Origin of the sequence: Neobacillus niacini, assembly GCF_030817695.1 — a bacterium.
In the GTDB taxonomy this organism is placed as follows: domain Bacteria; phylum Bacillota; class Bacilli; order Bacillales; family Cytobacillaceae; genus Neobacillus; species Neobacillus niacini_F.
Genome location: NZ_JAUSZQ010000002.1, coordinates 1,279,300 through 1,296,719, shown reverse-complemented (window position 1 = coordinate 1,296,719; position 17,420 = coordinate 1,279,300). Strand labels below are relative to the sequence as shown.

At 40.6% G+C, this 17,420-nt stretch carries 18 protein-coding genes, 1 tRNA gene and 2 pseudogenes; 1 reads left to right on the top strand and 20 read right to left on the bottom strand.

The annotated features are described in order from the left end of the window. Positions 1-72 precede the first annotated feature (72 nt). The 6 genes and pseudogenes from gap to QFZ28_RS06590 form a co-directional block, all read right to left on the bottom strand. On the bottom strand, positions 73-1,080 hold the full coding sequence (gap, locus tag QFZ28_RS06615) for a type I glyceraldehyde-3-phosphate dehydrogenase (protein ID WP_307193918.1): 1,008 nt from the start codon (positions 1,078-1,080) through the stop codon (positions 73-75). Between the two features lie 49 nt (positions 1,081-1,129). Then, positions 1,130-2,153: pseudogene (locus QFZ28_RS06610) on the bottom strand (sugar-binding transcriptional regulator). A gap of 133 nt (positions 2,154-2,286) precedes the next feature. After that, positions 2,287-2,544, bottom strand: coding sequence for a glutaredoxin family protein (locus QFZ28_RS06605; protein WP_307193917.1), 258 nt, complete (start codon positions 2,542-2,544; stop codon positions 2,287-2,289). Between the two features lie 12 nt (positions 2,545-2,556). Continuing rightward, positions 2,557-3,882 (bottom strand): RNA polymerase factor sigma-54, encoded by a 1,326-nt coding sequence (gene rpoN, locus QFZ28_RS06600; protein WP_307193916.1) that lies wholly within the window; start codon positions 3,880-3,882, stop codon positions 2,557-2,559. 146 nt (positions 3,883-4,028) lie between these two features. Beyond that, a complete protein-coding gene (locus tag QFZ28_RS06595; protein ID WP_307193915.1) occupies positions 4,029-4,427 on the bottom strand; it encodes a DUF3231 family protein in 399 nt (132 codons plus the stop codon). 135 nt (positions 4,428-4,562) lie between these two features. After that, a tRNA-Arg gene (locus QFZ28_RS06590) sits at positions 4,563-4,634 on the bottom strand. A 197-nt stretch (positions 4,635-4,831) separates the two neighbouring features. Here QFZ28_RS06590 and clpP point away from each other — a divergent pair. After that, positions 4,832-5,437 (top strand): ATP-dependent Clp endopeptidase proteolytic subunit ClpP, encoded by a 606-nt coding sequence (gene clpP, locus QFZ28_RS06585; protein ID WP_307193914.1) that lies wholly within the window; start codon positions 4,832-4,834, stop codon positions 5,435-5,437. A 46-nt stretch (positions 5,438-5,483) separates the two neighbouring features. On the opposite strand, the gene QFZ28_RS06580 is transcribed toward clpP, so the two are convergent. From QFZ28_RS06580 to hisG, 14 genes and pseudogenes are all read right to left on the bottom strand, one after another. After that, a complete protein-coding gene (locus QFZ28_RS06580) occupies positions 5,484-5,741 on the bottom strand; it encodes an HPr family phosphocarrier protein (RefSeq protein WP_307193913.1) in 258 nt (85 codons plus the stop codon). A gap of 25 nt (positions 5,742-5,766) precedes the next feature. Continuing rightward, on the bottom strand, positions 5,767-6,717 hold the full coding sequence (whiA, locus tag QFZ28_RS06575; protein WP_307193912.1) for a DNA-binding protein WhiA: 951 nt from the start codon (positions 6,715-6,717) through the stop codon (positions 5,767-5,769). 40 nt (positions 6,718-6,757) lie between these two features. Next, a complete protein-coding gene (locus QFZ28_RS06570; RefSeq protein ID WP_307193911.1) occupies positions 6,758-7,741 on the bottom strand; it encodes a gluconeogenesis factor YvcK family protein in 984 nt (327 codons plus the stop codon). After that, positions 7,738-8,631 (bottom strand): RNase adapter RapZ, encoded by an 894-nt coding sequence (gene rapZ, locus QFZ28_RS06565; protein ID WP_307193910.1) that lies wholly within the window; start codon positions 8,629-8,631, stop codon positions 7,738-7,740. The genes QFZ28_RS06570 and rapZ overlap by 4 nt, the downstream gene beginning before the upstream one ends. An 18-nt stretch (positions 8,632-8,649) precedes the next feature. Beyond that, on the bottom strand, positions 8,650-9,108 hold the full coding sequence (locus tag QFZ28_RS06560) for an NUDIX hydrolase (protein ID WP_307193909.1): 459 nt from the start codon (positions 9,106-9,108) through the stop codon (positions 8,650-8,652). Between the two features lie 331 nt (positions 9,109-9,439). Continuing rightward, positions 9,440-10,390, bottom strand: a complete 951-nt coding sequence (gene trxB, locus QFZ28_RS06555) for a thioredoxin-disulfide reductase (RefSeq protein WP_307193908.1) — start codon at positions 10,388-10,390, stop codon at positions 9,440-9,442. A gap of 127 nt (positions 10,391-10,517) precedes the next feature. After that, positions 10,518-12,011: a tetratricopeptide repeat protein gene (locus QFZ28_RS06550; RefSeq protein ID WP_307193907.1), complete on the bottom strand. Its 1,494-nt coding sequence runs from the start codon at positions 12,009-12,011 to the stop codon at positions 10,518-10,520. A 168-nt stretch (positions 12,012-12,179) separates the two neighbouring features. Beyond that, entirely contained in the window at positions 12,180-12,797 is a 618-nt protein-coding gene (gene hisIE, locus QFZ28_RS06545) for a bifunctional phosphoribosyl-AMP cyclohydrolase/phosphoribosyl-ATP diphosphatase HisIE (protein ID WP_307193906.1), read from the bottom strand. After that, positions 12,794-13,555, bottom strand: a complete 762-nt coding sequence (gene hisF / locus QFZ28_RS06540; RefSeq protein ID WP_307193905.1) for an imidazole glycerol phosphate synthase subunit HisF — start codon at positions 13,553-13,555, stop codon at positions 12,794-12,796. The genes hisIE and hisF overlap by 4 nt, the downstream gene beginning before the upstream one ends. Continuing rightward, positions 13,552-14,274: a 1-(5-phosphoribosyl)-5-[(5-phosphoribosylamino)methylideneamino]imidazole-4-carboxamide isomerase gene (hisA, locus tag QFZ28_RS06535; RefSeq protein ID WP_307193904.1), complete on the bottom strand. Its 723-nt coding sequence runs from the start codon at positions 14,272-14,274 to the stop codon at positions 13,552-13,554. The genes hisF and hisA overlap by 4 nt, the downstream gene beginning before the upstream one ends. Beyond that, positions 14,271-14,898: pseudogene (gene hisH, locus QFZ28_RS06530) on the bottom strand (imidazole glycerol phosphate synthase subunit HisH). Before hisH ends, hisA begins: the two are co-directional and overlap by 4 nt. Beyond that, on the bottom strand, positions 14,899-15,486 hold the full coding sequence (gene hisB, locus QFZ28_RS06525) for an imidazoleglycerol-phosphate dehydratase HisB (protein WP_307193903.1): 588 nt from the start codon (positions 15,484-15,486) through the stop codon (positions 14,899-14,901). 22 nt (positions 15,487-15,508) lie between these two features. Then, positions 15,509-16,780, bottom strand: coding sequence for a histidinol dehydrogenase (gene hisD, locus QFZ28_RS06520; RefSeq protein WP_307193902.1), 1,272 nt, complete (start codon positions 16,778-16,780; stop codon positions 15,509-15,511). 1 nt (position 16,781) lies between these two features. Beyond that, positions 16,782-17,420, bottom strand: coding sequence for an ATP phosphoribosyltransferase (gene hisG / locus QFZ28_RS06515; RefSeq protein ID WP_307193901.1), 639 nt, complete (start codon positions 17,418-17,420; stop codon positions 16,782-16,784).

The window sequence follows — 17,420 nt, the reverse complement described above, 5'->3', positions numbered from 1 at the left end:
GCTCCCCTTTTGAATACCCTAAATCATTATAGCTTTTTGATGAAGAATTTTCCAACCTCAGCTAACTAAAGATTAAAGTCCTTTTTGAGCGATATAACCAATAAGGTCAACTACACGGCTAGAATAACCAACTTCGTTATCATACCAAGATAATACTTTAACCATATTACCTTCAAGAACCATAGTTGATAAAGAATCAATTGAAGATGAAGCTGGGCTGCCATTGTAATCTGTAGATACTAATGGAAGTTCGCTGTAGTGTAAAATTCCTTTTAATGGACCTTCAGCAGCTGCTTTTAATGCTGCATTTACTTCATCAGCTGTTACTTCTTTGTCTAATTCAGCAACTAAATCCACGATTGATACGTTTGGAGTTGGTACACGAACAGCCATACCATTTAATTTACCTTTAAGTTCTGGAAGTACTAGAGAAACTGCTTTCGCTGCACCAGTTGATGTAGGAATCATGTTCTCAGCAGCTGCACGAGCACGACGGTAGTCCTTGTGTGGTAAATCAAGGATTTGTTGGTCATTAGTATAAGAGTGGATTGTAGTCATCATTCCACGCTTAATTCCGAACTCATCATTTAAAACCTTCGCAAAAGGAGCTAGACAGTTTGTTGTACATGAAGCGTTCGATAATACATGGTGGTTTGCCGGATCGTATTGATCTTGGTTAACACCCATTACGATAGTGATATCTTCGTTATCAGCTGGAGCAGAAATGATAACTTTCTTCGCACCTGCTTCAAGGTGTTTTGCCGCGTCTTCACGCTTTGTGAAACGTCCAGTAGATTCAACAACTACTTCAACACCAAGTTCTCCCCAACCTAATTGAGCTGGATCGCGTTCAGCAATTACTTTTACCTTTTGGTTACCAACAACTAAATATTCGCCGTCAACAGTAACTTCTTGTTGAAGAGTTCCATGAACAGTATCGTATTTTAAAAGGTGCGCAAGCATTTTTGCATCTGTTAAATCGTTAATTGCTACGATTTCCATTTCTGCATTATTTAATGCCGCACGGAATACGTTACGGCCGATACGACCAAATCCATTAATACCAACTTTTACTGTCATTTTGATTTCCTCCTTGTATTGAAAAAAGGTTTTTTATTTTAAAAAGGAATTAACCTTTTAATAACTTTCTTGCTGCACCCTCATCGGTAATTAAAATCGTCGAGGCAGGTGCTTGTTTCATATAGGCCTTAATAGCTTTCGCCTTAGAGGCTCCGCCTGCAACAGCAATTACATTGGGAATCTGTGCAAGGTCTTCTAGCTGAAGTCCAATCGTTAAAACCTTGTGGACGATTTCACCTTTTTCATTAAAATAATAGCCGAAAGCTTCCCCTACAGCGGCATTCGCTTCTAGCTTCTGGATAACCTCGGGTCTCGATTTTCGTCGTTCAGCCATTGTAATAGCATCCCCAATTCCATGAAGAACCATGCTTGCAGATTTAATTAAATTCAAAACTTCATGGATTTCAGGTTCTTTTATCAGGGATTGATAAATTTCGTTACTAACCTGATCGGGTACATAGAATACACGGTGCTTAGACTGTGTATTTTTCGACATAATCGAGCTTATTGTATTTGCCTGGTTCTGGACATCCTCACCAATCCCGCCGCGTGCCGGTACAAACAGCAATTCCTTTTTCCCAATCTCAGGTGTAAGCACGTTTGCGACAGCAGCCATCGTTGATCCGCCCGTTACAGCGATAATATTTTTCCCAGTTAGATATTTTTTCATGCAAAAGGCACAAGCCTTGCCTAAATCCTCTCTTTACCATCTGGGATTCATCACTGTTTCCAGGAACAATAATAACCTTTTGAATCTTAAAGCGGTGTTTCAGTTCCAATTCCATTACGTCAATACCGATTAATTCTCGGATTAGTCCTTCTAAATCCTCTAGCAAATTTTTCCCTTCAGAAGTTAAACTCATTCCAATATTGTTGATTGAAACAAGATTTTGTTCCTTAAGGAAATCAACCTCACTTCGAAGAACTCTTTCTGTGTACCCAAGGTTGGAAGCAAGACTCCTTCTTCCCACTGGCTGCATAAAACCGATATGTCTAAGGATAGAATATCGTTTATGTAGTACTTGAAGGAGATCAGGTAATAATCTTTTTTGAATATCGATGAGTGATTGCATAATGTCCTGCTCCTTTATTATATGTAGCTGGCCATAAAATGTCCACCGTAGACAAATTATGTCCCACTCCATCGAAAAAAAATCACCCCTGCTAACAATTTACATTCTAACAGGAGTGAAAAGCTATTTCAACTTAAAAGTTTTCCGATTTTTCTTGCAAACGTTTACTTATGTCGTTTTTGTTAATAATACCAAAAGCAACTTCTTCCCCTTCTATTTGGACAACCGGAATCATAATTCCGTAAAGTTCTGTTAATTCATCACTTTTATCAATATCTATTTCTTCTAATGTAAAAATCCAGTCTTCCTTAAGTTCAAGGATGGCCTGTTTTGCTTTTTCACATAGTGAACAGCGTTGTCTTGTATATAAGGTGATTATTGTTTTCGCCATGTTTGTATCCTTTCAATCAAACCTTTTTCTTTTAGATGAGGAAGCTATCCCCAATTGGTCCCGATATTTTGCAACTGTTCTTCTTGAAACAACGATTCCCTGATCTGTCTTCAGTTTCTCAACAATATCCTGGTCTGATAATGGACATTGTTTATCTTCACTGTCGATCATCGAAGTGATTGCATTTTTCACCTGACTCGAAGAAGTGCTTTCATTTGACACTGTTTGAATGGTACTCGTAAAGAATGATTTCAACGGGAAAGTACCAATCGGTGTCTGCACAAATTTTTCTTTCACTGCACGGCTAACCGTTGATTCATGGATTTCAAGTTCGCCCGCTACCTCCTTCATGGTCATCGGAACTAAATATTCCTTCCCATTTTCGAAGAAACGAGTTTGCTTTTCTACGATTTTACCAACAACCCTCGTTAACGTTTCCTTCCTCTGTTCAATACTTTTCATGATCCATTGATAATCCTGCACTTTTTCCTGCAAAAAGCGGCTTACTTGCAAATCCTTCGTGTTAGTCAGTTTTTGATAATAATGATCGTTAAAACTAATTTTGGGAAGAATGTCATCACAAAGCCTGACGGAAAATCCATCCCCCAAGCGTTCTACAATGGCATCAGGGATAATGTAGCAGGCATTTTCCTGTTCTAACAGTGTGCCTGGTCGTGGATTTAGCTGCTGTACACTATCAAATATTTCTTGGATTTTCTGTAATGGTATCTGTAGTTCCTTTGCAATCTGTTTCCATTTCTTCTCGGCAAATGGAATGAAGTAGTGAGTAAGAATGGTTAGCGCCAAATCATCCTTTAGGTTCTCCCGTTCAAGCTGAATTAATAAACATTCTTGAAGATTCCTAGCCCCAATCCCAGCGGGTTCCAAGGTTTGAATCACAATAATACTCTCTTCTACCAGTTCTACGTGGACACCTAATTGATCTGAGATTTCCTCTTGAGTAGAGGTTAAGTATCCGTTTACATCAAGGTTTTGAATTAAGTGCTTAATTATTTTCAATTGTATACTAGAAAATTTACGAAGATTAAGTTGATTTAGCAGCTGGTCTTCAATAGAAGATGACTTTGCTGCAATTTGCTCAATCCAATCATTTTCCGTATTTTTCGCATGTTTCCGCCGATTGCGGTCTATTAATGGATTAATAGGCTGAATATTGTTATTCTCAACCTGGAGCAGGGGATTTTCAATTGCTTTGTTTTCTAAGAAAGCGGAAAGCTCTTGTGCTGAATATTGTAAAAGCGCAATGGCTTGGGTCAATTCCTGCGTCATTGCCAGTTTCAATGATTGTTGTTGCCATAAACCTGCTTTTAAGTCCATTTCCTAACCCCCCTTTCCCTATTTTACAGGATAAAAGAGTTTTGGTGAATGGAAAAAATCTAGGTAAATTGACTTTAGAGGAATATTACAATAATTAAGTGACTAAAATCGAAAAAGGCTGTCACGTTGACAAGCCTTTTTGATTCTTATTTCATATTCTCAAGTTCTTTTCGATTGGGTGCCATTGGAGGCTGCTGGCTCCAGCCACGATCAACCAATAAATTAAACCCTTTTCCTGCATATACCATAATTTCTGATATGTATTTTTGATAATGGGCCACCAAGTCTGATCGCATTGACACGGACATCGCATGCCCAATCAACGTTATATCGATGGCATTCAAGGAGGTAAATGAAATAGCGGATATTTTTTGAATATGGCCTTCAGCATTCTTAAGCGCTTTTTCCAGAAGAGGTTTTATTTCTTCATCCTGATTGTGATAAAGAAAGTATTTTAACAAACAAATAGTCATACTCTCTAGGATATAGTTTGCCCATAAGCCGCCAATCTCCGCACTAGATAACCTTATGCTATGCTTAACCATTATAAAAGCCTCCTTTACCAGTCCTATACGAAAGATTCCCTGAGGGCAGGTGTTTTATTCATGGTTCAAGGCAAATGCCTCAACAATAAAAGAACCCCCACGCTTTTAAAGCGTAGGGGCTGCTTTTAATTATGACGCGCTCGGAGGGAATCGAACCCCCATTTTAAGAACCGGAATCTTACGTGCTATCCGTTGCACCACGAGCGCATATATGCGACTTTAATATTATATGCTATTTTGTGAAACTTTGCAAGTTAGATAGGTTTAAAAAACTTCTCAGCGGGTATGCTTGTATAGGGAAAGTTGTCGAACAAATATTAAGCGAATTGTTTGACCTTAATTGACCATCAGTGTATCATTAACTATACATATTAAAATCTTTCATACTTAAAGGAGGAAGAAAAATGAATTTGATTCCTACAGTAATTGAACAAACAAACCGCGGAGAAAGAGCATACGACATCTATTCTCGTCTTCTAAAAGACCGTATTATCATGCTTGGCAGTGGTATTGACGATCATGTAGCTAATAGCATTGTAGCTCAATTACTATTTCTAGAAGCAGAAAACCCTGAAAAGGATATATCCATTTATATTAACAGCCCTGGCGGCAGTATTACAGCTGGTATGGCGATTTATGACACCATGCAGTTCATTAAGCCGGATGTTCAAACAATTTGTATCGGTATGGCCGCTTCAATGGGTGCTTTCTTACTTGCAGCAGGAACAAAAGGCAAGCGTTACGCGTTACCAAATGCAGAAGTAATGATCCATCAGCCACTCGGCGGTGCACAAGGTCAGGCTACTGAGATTGAGATTGCAGCTAAGCGTATTTTATTCCTACGTGAAAAATTGAATGGAATCTTAGCAGAGCGCACTGGCCAGCCACTGGAAGTCATCCAAAAGGACACTGACCGCGATAACTTCATGACAGCGGAAAGAGCAAAAGAATACGGTCTCGTAGACCATATTATCACTAGAAGCCTTAAAGAAGATAAGAAAGAGAAGTAATATACAAAAAGAGTTTGACCCATTATAAGGTCAAACTCTTTTTATTTTAATGTTCGTTTTGAACAAAATTAGATAGTGCGTCAATTGCTTTTTCTTCATCATCGCCGTCAGCAACAATATTAACTAAAACGCCTGAACCAACAGCTAAGCTCATAAGCCCCATAATGCTCTTTGCATTTACTTTTTTACCATCTTTCTCTAAAAAGATATCCGCTGAAAAACGGTTCGCTTCCTGAACAAATAATGCTGCCGGCCGTGCTTGAAGACCCGTTTTCAATTTAACTTCCACTTGTTTCTCTACCATTACAAAATCCTCCTTATGTTTTCCTCTATTTTCTTGGAGCTAAGTCACCAATACGTAATTTTTCTGCGATTTCATCTATTTTTCTTAACCGATGATTAATTCCCGACTTACTAATTGTACCTCCGGAAACCATCTCCCCTAGTTCTTTTAGGGTTACATCCGTATAGTGGAGTCGGAGTTCCGCAATTTCTCTTAACTTTTCCGGCAAAATATGCAATCCAACCGTTTCGTTAATATAGCGAATATTTTCGACCTGTCGGATAGAAGCGCCAATTGTCTTATTTAAGTTCGCTGTTTCACAATTTACCAGACGATTAACCGAATTGCGCATATCTCTAACAATCCGCACATCTTCAAAGCGGAGAAGAGCATTGACTGCACCAATAATATTCAAATACTCGGTAATTTTTTCTGCTTCCTTTAAGTAAGTAATATAGCCTTTTTTTCGCTCGAGTGTCTTGCTATTAAGGCCAAATTTATTCATTAATTCACACAAGGAATCGTTATGTTCCTTGTAGAGTGAAGCAATTTCCAAATGATACGATGAAGTTTCCGGATTATTTACGGATCCTCCAGCTAGAAACGCCCCACGTAGATAAGAACGTTTACAACATTTCTTTTTCACAAGATCACTGGCTATGTCATGGATGAAGGTAAATCCTTCACCAAGGATTTTCATATCCTCTAGTATTTCCTTAGCTCGTTGCGACAAACGGACAATGTAAACATTGTTCTTTTTTAATCTCATTTTTTTCCGAACAAGCAGCTCTACTGGAACATCATAGCTCTTTTTGATTAACGTATAAATTCTTCTTGCAATGGCTGCATTTTCAGTCTGAATATCAACAATTAACTTACGGTTGGAAAAAGACATAGAACCATTCATTCGGATGAGAGCAGAAAGTTCCGCTTGCGTGCAACATGGCTTTATTTCTAAATTCGTTAATTCTTTTTTCGTTTCCGAAGCGAAAGACATCCCTTCACCCCCTTTGCCCCTTTTGCACGGGCATTAGTATTTACGCTTCATAACGCTGTTTGGTTTCACTTAAAAGTAAATTATATAAAATTTTTGCCACTTTCTTTGGGTCATGCCGTAGTGCTCCGTTTTCCTGGATGGCAATGTCCGCATGCACCACTTCAAGTCCAAGTTCAAATATGCGCTCTAAATCATAATCGACAGGGTCAGCAAGCTCTTCATTGTAGCGGAGCTGGATGTCTTCAGGAATTTCTTTATCGTTCACTAGAATCGTATCCATAAATGCACAGGACATATGATCATATATAGCTTTTACATGGTCACTTGCCGTGTATCCGTGCGTTTCACCCGCTTGTGTCATTAAATTGCATATATATACCTTTTTTGCGCGGGAGCGGCAAACTTCTTCACCTAATCGAGGTACAAGCAGATTAGGAAGGATACTCGTATATAAACTTCCAGGTCCTATAATAATTAAATCCGCTTGTCTAATGGCTTGTATCGATTCTGGCAAAGGAGTGATAATTTCTGGTGTTAGGAAAACTTTTTTTATTTTTTTACCTGAGTAAGGAATTTTTGATTCACCGGAGACTACAGTCCCATCCTCCATTTCCGCATGAAGCACAACACTTTGGTTGGCTGCAGGCAGAACTTTACCGCGAACATTTAATACCTTACTCATTTCTTGAATCGCGTGAACAAAGTTCCCGGTAATCGATGTCATCGCCGCCAAAATTAAATTACCGAGCGAATGACCCGATAGTTCATTGGAGGTCTTAAAACGATGTTGAAACATCTCTTCCACCAGTGGTTCAACATCCGATAATGCAGCTAACACATTTCGGATATCCCCGGGCGGTGGAATTTGCAGGTCGTCACGGAGCCTTCCTGAACTGCCGCCATCATCAGCAACCGTCACAATGGCGGTAATATCAACTGGATACTGTTTTAATCCTCGCAATAAAACTGGCAATCCTGTTCCTCCGCCAATGATGACGATTCTTGGCTGTCCTAACTCCCTCATGTTGTCTGATCCTTTCTCCTCTCAATGTCACGGTGTGAAACAAATGTCTTGTAATCATTTTCAAAGTATTTAGCAAGATATTCTGCGAGAGTTACGGAGCGGTGCTGCCCTCCAGTACATCCTATTGCAATTACGAGCTGTGCTTTTCCTTCCCGCTTATAATGTGGAAGCATAAAGCTTAGCAAATCTGTAACCTTCTCTATGAATTTATGCGTTTCATTCCATTTTAAAACATAGCTTGAAACCTCTTCATCTAGTCCTGTCTTAGGCCTCATGTGATCAATATAATGAGGATTTGGCAGGAAACGTACGTCAAACACGAGGTCAGCATCGATTGGAATTCCATACTTAAATCCAAATGACATGACATTGACGGTAAAAATTGATTTTTTATTCGTAGTGAATTCGGTTATAATCTTTTCGCGTAATTCGCGCGGCTTCATTTGTGAAGTGTTGTAAATAAGCTGGGCTCTGCCCTTTAATTCATCAAGAAGCTCTCGCTCTAATTTGATTCCTTCTAATGGCAAACCTGATTGTGCCAGTGGGTGAAATCTTCTTGTTTCTTTATATCTTCGCACTAAAGTAGCATCGTCCGCGTCTAAGAATAAAATTTGCGGGCTTACCCATGAGGTTTCTGCAAGGTCATCAAGCGCTTTAAACAAATGATCAAAGAACTCTCTTCCCCTAAGGTCCATAACCAATGCCACTTTATTCATTTTATTCCCAGATTCCTTCATAAGTTCAAGAAATTTTGGCAGCAGAGTGGGCGGCAGATTATCCACACAGAAAAAACCTAAGTCCTCTAAACTTTGGATCGCAACCGTTTTTCCAGCTCCAGACATCCCCGTAATGATGACCATTTGTGTTTCATTTGTTGATCCGGTACTCATCTATTTTTCCCCCTCAAATTAACTTGGATCTAATCGATAACTGATTAGCTGGAAATCCTTGGTGTAAGTAAAAGTACCGTAAATAATCCCATTTCCATGAATCATGTAATCGATAATATGATAGTCTCCCGCCGCCATTGGCAGGTTTTTTAGTTGATCAAGGCCCTGCCACTCAAGCTTACCTTCATCTGATTCATCGAAACCCAGTCCATCAGAATCAGTTGCAAAAAAGGAAAACATCATCCATTCCGATAATACTTGATCATTTTCTTTCATAATAAACGTAAAAATACCCTTCAACTGCGGGTTTTTCAAGTAGATTCCGGTTTCCTCCCGGTACTCACGGATACAGGAATCTCTTACTGACTCACCGGGCTCCATTTTTCCTCCCGGTGCTACCCACCAGCCGCGGCGCGGTTTTTTTAACATTAATACTTGATTATCTCTAATTAATACGCAATTGGTGACTCGCTGCACTACAAACACCTCTAACAAGAAAAGCGAAAGCCCCTAGTGGCTAGAGCTAGACAATTCTCAAAGTTTAAATATTTTTTTCTCATCTATATAACAAGCTCACAGTAGTATATTTATTCTTTTTATTATACTCCTTTTGGTAAGCGGTCACAATGAAATCGGTTTTCTTTATTCTGTTAAAAATATGTAAAAAAATAGCACAGGCATTTTCAGCCTGTGCACCAAGTGAATATTTTAAAGGGGGTCAATTCTTATTATCATAATACCTTATTAATATTTCACCACTGTTACAAGAGAATTAAAACCGGATTACGTTTATGAAGAAATTGTAAATTTACTTCTTAATTTTCAATTCTTCTTTCAGTTCCTCTACATAGTGCTGGGCACTTTGTGCAGCGATACTGCCGTCACCAGTTGCCGTAACAATTTGTCTTAATGTTTTCTCGCGAATGTCTCCTGCTGCAAAAATTCCTGGTACTTTTGTTTCCATTCGCTCGTTTGTTTCAATATAGCCATTTTCATTAGTAATTCCCAGATTTGTAAATGGTTTAGACAGTGGAATCATACCGATATAAATGAACACTCCGTCTGCAGGCAGCTCCTGTTCCTCTCCAGTCTGGGTAGAAACAAGTGTAACGCTTCCCACTTTTCCTTCTTTATCATTAATCGATTTAATCGTGTGATTCCAAATGAAATCAACTTTTTCATTGGCAAATGCACGGTCTTGAAGGATTTTCTGCGCACGAAGCTCATCACGGCGATGTACAATCGTTACCTTAGAAGCGAAACGAGTTAAATATACTCCTTCTTCAACAGCTGAGTCCCCGCCGCCGATGACAAACAATTCTTTTTGCTTAAAAAATGCTCCATCACAAACAGCACAGTAGGAAACACCGCGGCCGCTAAGTTCCTTCTCACCTGGAACGCCTACTTTTTTATATTCCGCACCTGCAGAAATAATGACAGAATAAGCTTTATACTGCTTTGAACCTGCGACAACTGTTTTAATGTCACCATTATCGATAATCTCTTTAATATCGCCATAAGCATATTCAGCACCAAATTTTTTCGCGTGTTCAAACATTTTTGTGGATAAATCTGGGCCAAGAATACTTTCAAAGCCAGGATAGTTTTCAACATCCTCCGTGTTTGCCATTTGACCACCCGGCATACCACGTTCAATCATCAATGTAGAAAGGTTTGCACGAGATGTATAAACAGCAGCTGTCATCCCAGCAGGACCAGCACCAGCGATAATCACATCATAAATTTTTTCCTCAGACATTTGGGGTTCACTCCTTATATAAAAAAAAATACGATTAAGTTTAGTATTACCTACTTAATCGTATTAAACAATTGCTATATAGTCCAAAAATCTGCTCAATAAAAAGCGGAGGCGCCGCAGCTAGACATTAATTTAGGTGTTGAGTCACTAACTTTACATATTTGCCAATGGTTGCCGGCGAGATATCGTAGCGTTTGGCAATTTCTTGCTGCGATACCTTTTCATTGCTTGCCTTATACCAGACATATTCCATTGCACCTGCCCAAGCCCGTTTATTATTCAAGTTAATCTCAGACTTAGACAATTCAACAAACACGGAAAACCACATTAAATATAAACCTGATTCAACCGTTCCGATGGGCTGATGTTTTTCATAAAGGACCTCGGCAATTTCCTGTGCGTCAACAATCGCTGAAGGAGTTCCCGACTTTATTAAAGAAACATAATTTTTTTCTAAAACAGTAAGCTTTTGATTTTGATAAAAACGTTTGGAAGTAGAGATTTCATCTATTTTTCCTGAGACAGTAGCTAGGAATAAAGCAAATAACCGCTCCTCCAAGTACTCACTTTCTAGTTTTTGAAAAATAGAACCCGAGTGTTCTTCAAACCCATTTACAATCGGCTTTTCCACATTCCATGGTTCAAACCCGTCTTTATCCGGGGTATGCTCAAGGACAATTTTCCAAATGCTCTTCGCAAAATTCTCATGGCCTGTATGATAAGCGGAATACGACAGCCAATAATAAAAAGGACCATCGCCCTGAAAACCGTTTTTATACAGCTTTTTCAGCCAAAAGTATGCAGACTCATATTCACCAATTAACGCAAAGGTTGCGCCTAGCTTAAATTGATGATCAATGAGCATAGGCTGAATCTTCTTTAACGAATCAAGTAAACGTCCCACGGCTTTTGTCTTACCTTGGTAATGGGCGAACACAAGTCGATTACACAATGCGTGCAGATTTCCAGGATTTCTTTCTAACACATCATCAAGAATCGATTCTGCTTTTTTTGTTTTACCTAAATAAAAATAAGCGAGCGCTAAGTTATTATAGGCAGACCAGTACTCCGGATATGCCTCCACAACGTCATTCAACAGTTCAATGGCTTTCGGAAAATACCCTGATTCCAATAAGTCACGAGCCTGTTCCTGCTTTATGATAAGATCGTCCTGTTCATAAAGCTCATCTTCTAAGCCCTCCGCCTCAAACGAAAGAAGCTCTAGGAGGTCGTGTGTATCTTCATTAAAATCCCCGTTCGGGTCCAATTCCAAATACATATTTGCATGATGATACGCATCTTTAAAGAAACCCATATGGGCGTAATTATTTGCTAAAAAATAGTGACATTCTGCCATATCTTCATCAAGATCTTCAAGGATTAAATGCAAGAGTCGATTAGAATTTTCGAACTCACCCAGCTCTGTTGAAACTATGGCAAGCTGACAGGTTATCATCGGTTCACCCGGCTCCAGCTGCATCGCCCGTTGAAGATATTTTTTAGCTTTTTTAAAATCACGGCGATGGTATGCCTTAATACCCTTCGTGAAATAATATTCCCCAGTCGGAACAAATGACAGAATCTTTCCCTTTTGAATTCTTGCTTTCGAGTCTTTAACCATGGAGACCTCCATCTATACACAATAAACTAACTTATGTAGTATACCACAACCAAAGCCCAGACGAGAAGGGATAGAAGAGCTTTGCTAAAATTGGGAAATTCCAAATATGCAAAAACACGCTGCATAACAGCGTGTTTTTGCATATTTGGTGCCTGTCACCGCACCAAATTATCTTTTATGTCTTTCTTCCAACGTTTTCAATACTTCTTTAAATGGAAGTCCTTGTTCGACTAATAATACTTGCAGGTGGTAGAGGAGGTCGGCGGCTTCCCATTTGAGTTCTTCTTTGTCGCGGTTTTTGGCAGCGATGATGACTTCTGAGGCCTCTTCTCCGACTTTTTTCAAGATTTTATCGACGCCTTTTTCAAATAGATAGGTAGTATAGGCTCCTTCTGGGCGTTCTTTTTCCCGTTCGATAATCAACTTCTCTAATGATTGCAGGATCTGATAGTCTGCAAGGCTTGTGGCAGTCCTCTCAGTTACAACGCCCTCTGTGAAGCAGCTAACTGCTCCTGTATGGCATGCAGGCCCCTTCGGCTCAACTAGTACAAGGACTGCATCCTGGTCACAGTCATATTTAACGCTGACTACAGACTGAGTGTTTCCGCTAGTCGCGCCTTTATGCCAAAGTTCCTGACGAGAGCGGCTGTAAAACCATGTTTCACCGGTTTCCAGCGTCTTTGTCAGAGATTCCTGATTCATATACGCTAATGTTAATACCTCTTTTGTTTCTACATCCTGGACGATTGCAGGTACAAGCCCTTTTTCATTAAAACGAATGTTCATCGCACCGTCACTCCTCTCTCTAGCAAATAACTTTTTACTTCATGGACTGAAGTTTCTTTATAGTGAAAGATAGAAGCTGCGAGCGCCGCGTCGGCTTTTCCACTTACAAATGCTTCCTCAAAATGACCAGCGTTTCCAGCTCCGCCTGAAGCAATCACTGGAATCGTCACGGCTTCACTTACGGCTGCAGTAAGATTGAGGTCAAAGCCATTTTTCTCGCCGTCGCTATCCATACTTGTCAGCAGTATTTCACCAGCACCTAGTCGTGCTGCTTCCTTTGCCCACTCAATCACCTTACGTTCGGTCGGTGTCCTGCCGCCATGAGTATAAACACGCCAAGTTCCAAGCTCTTCATCATACTTCGCGTCAATTGCAACGACAATGCATTGGGTACCAAAATAGCCTGCTCCCTCAGAAATGAGTTCAGGATTCATTACCGCTGCTGTATTCAACGACACTTTGTCAGCACCAGCACGGAGAATTCGTTTCATATCCTCCAAGGAGTTTATCCCGCCGCCCACAGTAAAAGGAATGGCAAGTTCTGAAGCAACTGACTTAACCACTTCAACCATGGTTTTTCGTCCTTCAACAGAGGCAGAGATATCAAGGAAAACGAGCTCATCCGCTCCTTGCTCATCATAAAACCGTGCCAATTCAACAGGGTCTCCAGCATCCCGAAGCTGAACAAACTGAATACCTTTCACAACTCTTCCTTCTTTTACATCAAGGCAAGGGATGATTCGTTTTGTCAGTGTCATTTTCTCACCTCATCCAGCGCTTCCTTCAATGTAAAACGGTTCTCATAAAGAGCCTTTCCGACAATCGCTCCTTGGACTCCTTCTGCATTCAAAGCACGCAAATCTGCTAAACTGCTTACACCGCCAGAGGCGATGACAGTTTTCCCAGTCACCTCAGCCATTTCACATACAGCAGCAATATTAGGCCCTGATAGGGTACCATCTGTAGCAATATCAGTAAAAATAAACGTCTCAGCACCTGCATCAGCAAAGCGTTTGCTTAGTTCAACGGCCTTAACTTCCGAAGTATTTAGCCAGCCATGAGTAGCCACATAGCCATTTTTCGCGTCAATTCCGACAACAATTCGCTTCCCATATTTCTGAATCATTTCAATCGCAAACTCTGGATTGGAAACTGCGATACTTCCAATAATAACGCGAGTAATTCCATTTTCTAAATAATGCAGGATGTCGGCCTCAGAACGAATGCCCCCGCCAATTTGGACCTTCACCTTAAGCTGCTTTGCTGCTTCAATAACAAAACGGTCATTAACCCGATGCCCATCCTTTGCACCGTCAAGGTCGACCATATGTATCCATTCTGCCCCATCCGCTGCAAACACTCGAGCCATGTCAAAAGGTGAATCGCCATAAATGGTTTCCTTATCATAATCACCTTGCAGGAGGCGTACGCAATTCCCGCCGCGCATATCAATCGCCGGATATATTGTCAGTGTCATCGTAACGCCTTCCTTTCATCAACTAATTTCAAAAAATTACTCAGCAATGCCATTCCAAGCTTGCTGCTTTTTTCAGGATGAAATTGCATTCCAAATATATTATCTTTGCCAACAACAGCAGAAACTTCTTCATGATAATTGGCCTTTGCCAGTAATACCTCCGAGTTTTCTGCACTGACATAATAAGAGTGAACAAAATAAACATAATCTTCTTCTAGCCCTTTTAACAATGGAGAAGAATTTACAAATTCAAGTTTATTCCAGCCCATATGTGGTACCTTGTATGTTTCACCTGCAGTATTAGTACCAGAAAACCGTCGTACATGACCAGGTAATAACCCGAGACCTTTCGTAAACCCATTTTCATCGCTATCTTCAAACAATAGCTGCATACCAAGGCAGATCCCAAGAAGTGGTTTTCCACTTGCTGCAAACTCTTTAATCGTATCAACCTGCAACACTTCCATCGCGTCCCGAAAAGAGCCTACACCCGGAAGCAGTAAGGGCGTCTGCACTTAGGAGCTCCTCTTTGTCACCTGATATAAAATAATCTGCATTCAACCGTTCGAGGGCTTTACTTACGCTAAACAGATTGCCCATACCATAATCAACAATACCGATCATCTATAACATCCCTTTCGTTGATGGAACTCCTTTAATGCGAGGGTCAATGGTTGTCGCTTCGTCAAGCGCCCGGCCAAGTGCTTTAAAAACAGCTTCAATCATATGGTGCGTATTTTGTCCGTAATGAACAATAACATGAAGGTTCATGCGCGCCTCGAGAGCAAGCTTCCATAAAAATTCATGAACGAGCTCCGTATCAAACGTGCCCACCTTAGCGCTCGGGAAATCTGCCCTCATCTCAAGGTGCGGGCGATTACTTAAGTCGACCACTACCTGCGCTAAAGCTTCATCCATCGGTACAAAGGCATTTCCATAACGTTTAATCCCTCTTTTATCACCAAGGGCTTCTCGCAATGCCTGTCCTAAAACAATGCCGATATCCTCCGTAGTATGATGATCGTCTACCTCAATATCCCCTTTTGCATCCACGGTAAGGTTAAATTGTCCATGTTTCGTGAATAAATCGAGCATATGGCTCATGAATGGAACCCCTGTTTCAAGTTCAGACTTTCCTTCGCCATCTATATCTAATGATAAACTGATTTGAGTTTCATTTGTTTTTCGTTCAATACTTGCGTATCTTTCCATGGAATGGCCCCCTAGCAATAAATTATTGATTTTCAAGCCTTAACTCTACCGCACGCGCATGGGCTTCAAGACCTTCCATGCGGGCGAACTTTGCGATTTTTTCTCCATTCTCTTTTAAAGCTTTCTCGCTATATATAATTACACTTGATTTCTTTTGAAAATCATCTACATTCAACGGACTCGAAAATCGAGCTGTCCCATTGGTTGGTAAGACATGATTCGGTCCAGCAAAATAATCGCCAACTGGCTCAGAACTATAACGTCCGATAAAAATAGCACCGGCATGCCGGATTTTCCCGAGCAGTTCGATACCATTCTCAGTCAGGATTTCAAGGTGCTCTGGTGCCAGCTGATTAACCGTTTCTACCGCTTCTTCTAGAGAAGAAGTCACGTAGATAACGCCGAAATCCTCAATCGACCGAGAGGCAATATCCTTTCGCGGCAATAGAGCCAGTTGCTTTTCGACTTCGACAGCTACCTCTTCTGCTAATTTCATTGAAGGGGTAACGAGCACACTGCAAGCACGCGCGTCGTGTTCTGCTTGTGATAACAAGTCAGCAGCGACCTCATCGGCACGAGCAGAATCATCGGCAATGATTGCTATTTCACTTGGACCGGCAATCATATCGATATCCACATCACCGAAAACCTCTCGCTTTGCTAAGGCTACATAAATATTTCCGGGGCCCGTAATTTTATCAACAGAGCAAATCGATTCTGTTCCGTATGCTAAAGCACCAATGGCCTGAGCCCCGCCAACCTTATAGATTTCTTCCACTCCCGCTTCTTTCGCTGCAACAAGTACAGCAGCAGGAAGTATTCCCTCGCTGTCTGGTGGTGATACCATCACAATTCGTTCAACGCCCGCCACTTTTGCAGGAATAACATTCATAAGTACCGAGGAGGGATAGGCCGCTGTTCCTCCGGGGACATATACACCTACGGAATCAAGCGGTGTTATTTTTTGACCGAGAATAGTGCCATTTTCCTCGGTCGTCATCCATGAAGGCCGCAATTGTTTTTCATGGAAGCTCCTAATATTGTCAGCTGCTTCTCGAACAATAGAGATAAACTCAGAGTCAACTTTCCCATAAGCTTCATTTATTTCATTTTCGGTAACCAAAAACGAATCTAACTTTACACGGTCAAATTTTTCAGTGTAATCACGTAAGGCGTTGTCACCTGAGGAGCGAATGTCCGAAATAATATTTTTAACCACGGCTAACTGTTCAGTGGTACCAGATTCAATCGAACGCTTTATAGAGATATGTTCGTTCACTTTTACGATTTTCATACTATTTTACCTCCAAGGAGACAACGGTGCTTAATCTTGTAACCAATTCGTTAATGCGTTCATCTTTAATCCGGTAACTAACAGGATTAACGATAAGCCTTGATGTAACATCTTTAATTCTTTCATATTCAACAAGCCCGTTTTCAACCAGCGTTCTCCCAGTCGAAACGATGTCAACGATTCGGTCCGCTAATCCAATTAACGGTGCAAGCTCAATCGAACCATTTAATTTAATGATTTCGACTTGTTCACCTTGCTCGCGGAAATAAGCAGCCGCCACATTCGGATATTTCGTTGCCACTTTCGGTGCCACATCGTTCATCTGTGTCCCAGGGAGGCCGGCAACTGCCAGATAGCAGGCACTGATTTTCAAATCCAGCAATTCATAAACATCTCGTTCTTCTTCAAGTAATACGTCCTTACCTGCAATACCTACATCTGCAACCCCATGCTCAACGTATGTAGCCACATCCATAGGCTTTGCTAATATGAAACGCATGTCTTCCGCTTCAACATCAAGGATTAATTTTCGTGAATCATCGAATTCAGGAGGCAGATTGTAGCCTGCTTTTCGGAGCAAATCTAAAGCTTCTTCAAAAATTCTTCCTTTTGGCATCGCAATCGTTAATTTTGTATTCAT

What these genes read in the sequence shown, in the direction of transcription:
- gap (WP_307193918.1), bottom strand. Translation starts at nt 1,080, where the DNA reads ATGACAGTAAAAGTTGGTATTAATGGATTTGGTCGTATCGGCCGTAAC.
- QFZ28_RS06605 (WP_307193917.1), bottom strand. Translation starts at nt 2,544, where the DNA reads ATGGCGAAAACAATAATCACCTTATATACAAGACAACGCTGTTCACTA.
- rpoN (WP_307193916.1), bottom strand. Translation starts at nt 3,882, where the DNA reads ATGGACTTAAAAGCAGGTTTATGGCAACAACAATCATTGAAACTGGCA.
- QFZ28_RS06595 (WP_307193915.1), bottom strand. Translation starts at nt 4,427, where the DNA reads ATGGTTAAGCATAGCATAAGGTTATCTAGTGCGGAGATTGGCGGCTTA.
- clpP (WP_307193914.1), top strand. Translation starts at nt 4,832, where the DNA reads ATGAATTTGATTCCTACAGTAATTGAACAAACAAACCGCGGAGAAAGA.
- QFZ28_RS06580 (WP_307193913.1), bottom strand. Translation starts at nt 5,741, where the DNA reads ATGGTAGAGAAACAAGTGGAAGTTAAATTGAAAACGGGTCTTCAAGCA.
- whiA (WP_307193912.1), bottom strand. Translation starts at nt 6,717, where the DNA reads ATGTCTTTCGCTTCGGAAACGAAAAAAGAATTAACGAATTTAGAAATA.
- QFZ28_RS06570 (WP_307193911.1), bottom strand. Translation starts at nt 7,741, where the DNA reads ATGAGGGAGTTAGGACAGCCAAGAATCGTCATCATTGGCGGAGGAACA.
- rapZ (WP_307193910.1), bottom strand. Translation starts at nt 8,631, where the DNA reads ATGAGTACCGGATCAACAAATGAAACACAAATGGTCATCATTACGGGG.
- trxB (WP_307193908.1), bottom strand. Translation starts at nt 10,390, where the DNA reads ATGTCTGAGGAAAAAATTTATGATGTGATTATCGCTGGTGCTGGTCCT.
- QFZ28_RS06550 (WP_307193907.1), bottom strand. Translation starts at nt 12,011, where the DNA reads ATGGTTAAAGACTCGAAAGCAAGAATTCAAAAGGGAAAGATTCTGTCA.
- hisIE (WP_307193906.1), bottom strand. Translation starts at nt 12,797, where the DNA reads ATGAACATTCGTTTTAATGAAAAAGGGCTTGTACCTGCAATCGTCCAG.
- hisF (WP_307193905.1), bottom strand. Translation starts at nt 13,555, where the DNA reads ATGACACTGACAAAACGAATCATCCCTTGCCTTGATGTAAAAGAAGGA.
- hisA (WP_307193904.1), bottom strand. Translation starts at nt 14,274, where the DNA reads ATGACACTGACAATATATCCGGCGATTGATATGCGCGGCGGGAATTGC.
- hisB (WP_307193903.1), bottom strand. Translation starts at nt 15,486, where the DNA reads ATGGAAAGATACGCAAGTATTGAACGAAAAACAAATGAAACTCAAATC.
- hisD (WP_307193902.1), bottom strand. Translation starts at nt 16,780, where the DNA reads ATGAAAATCGTAAAAGTGAACGAACATATCTCTATAAAGCGTTCGATT.
- hisG (WP_307193901.1), bottom strand. Translation starts at nt 17,420, where the DNA reads ATGAATACAAAATTAACGATTGCGATGCCAAAAGGAAGAATTTTTGAA.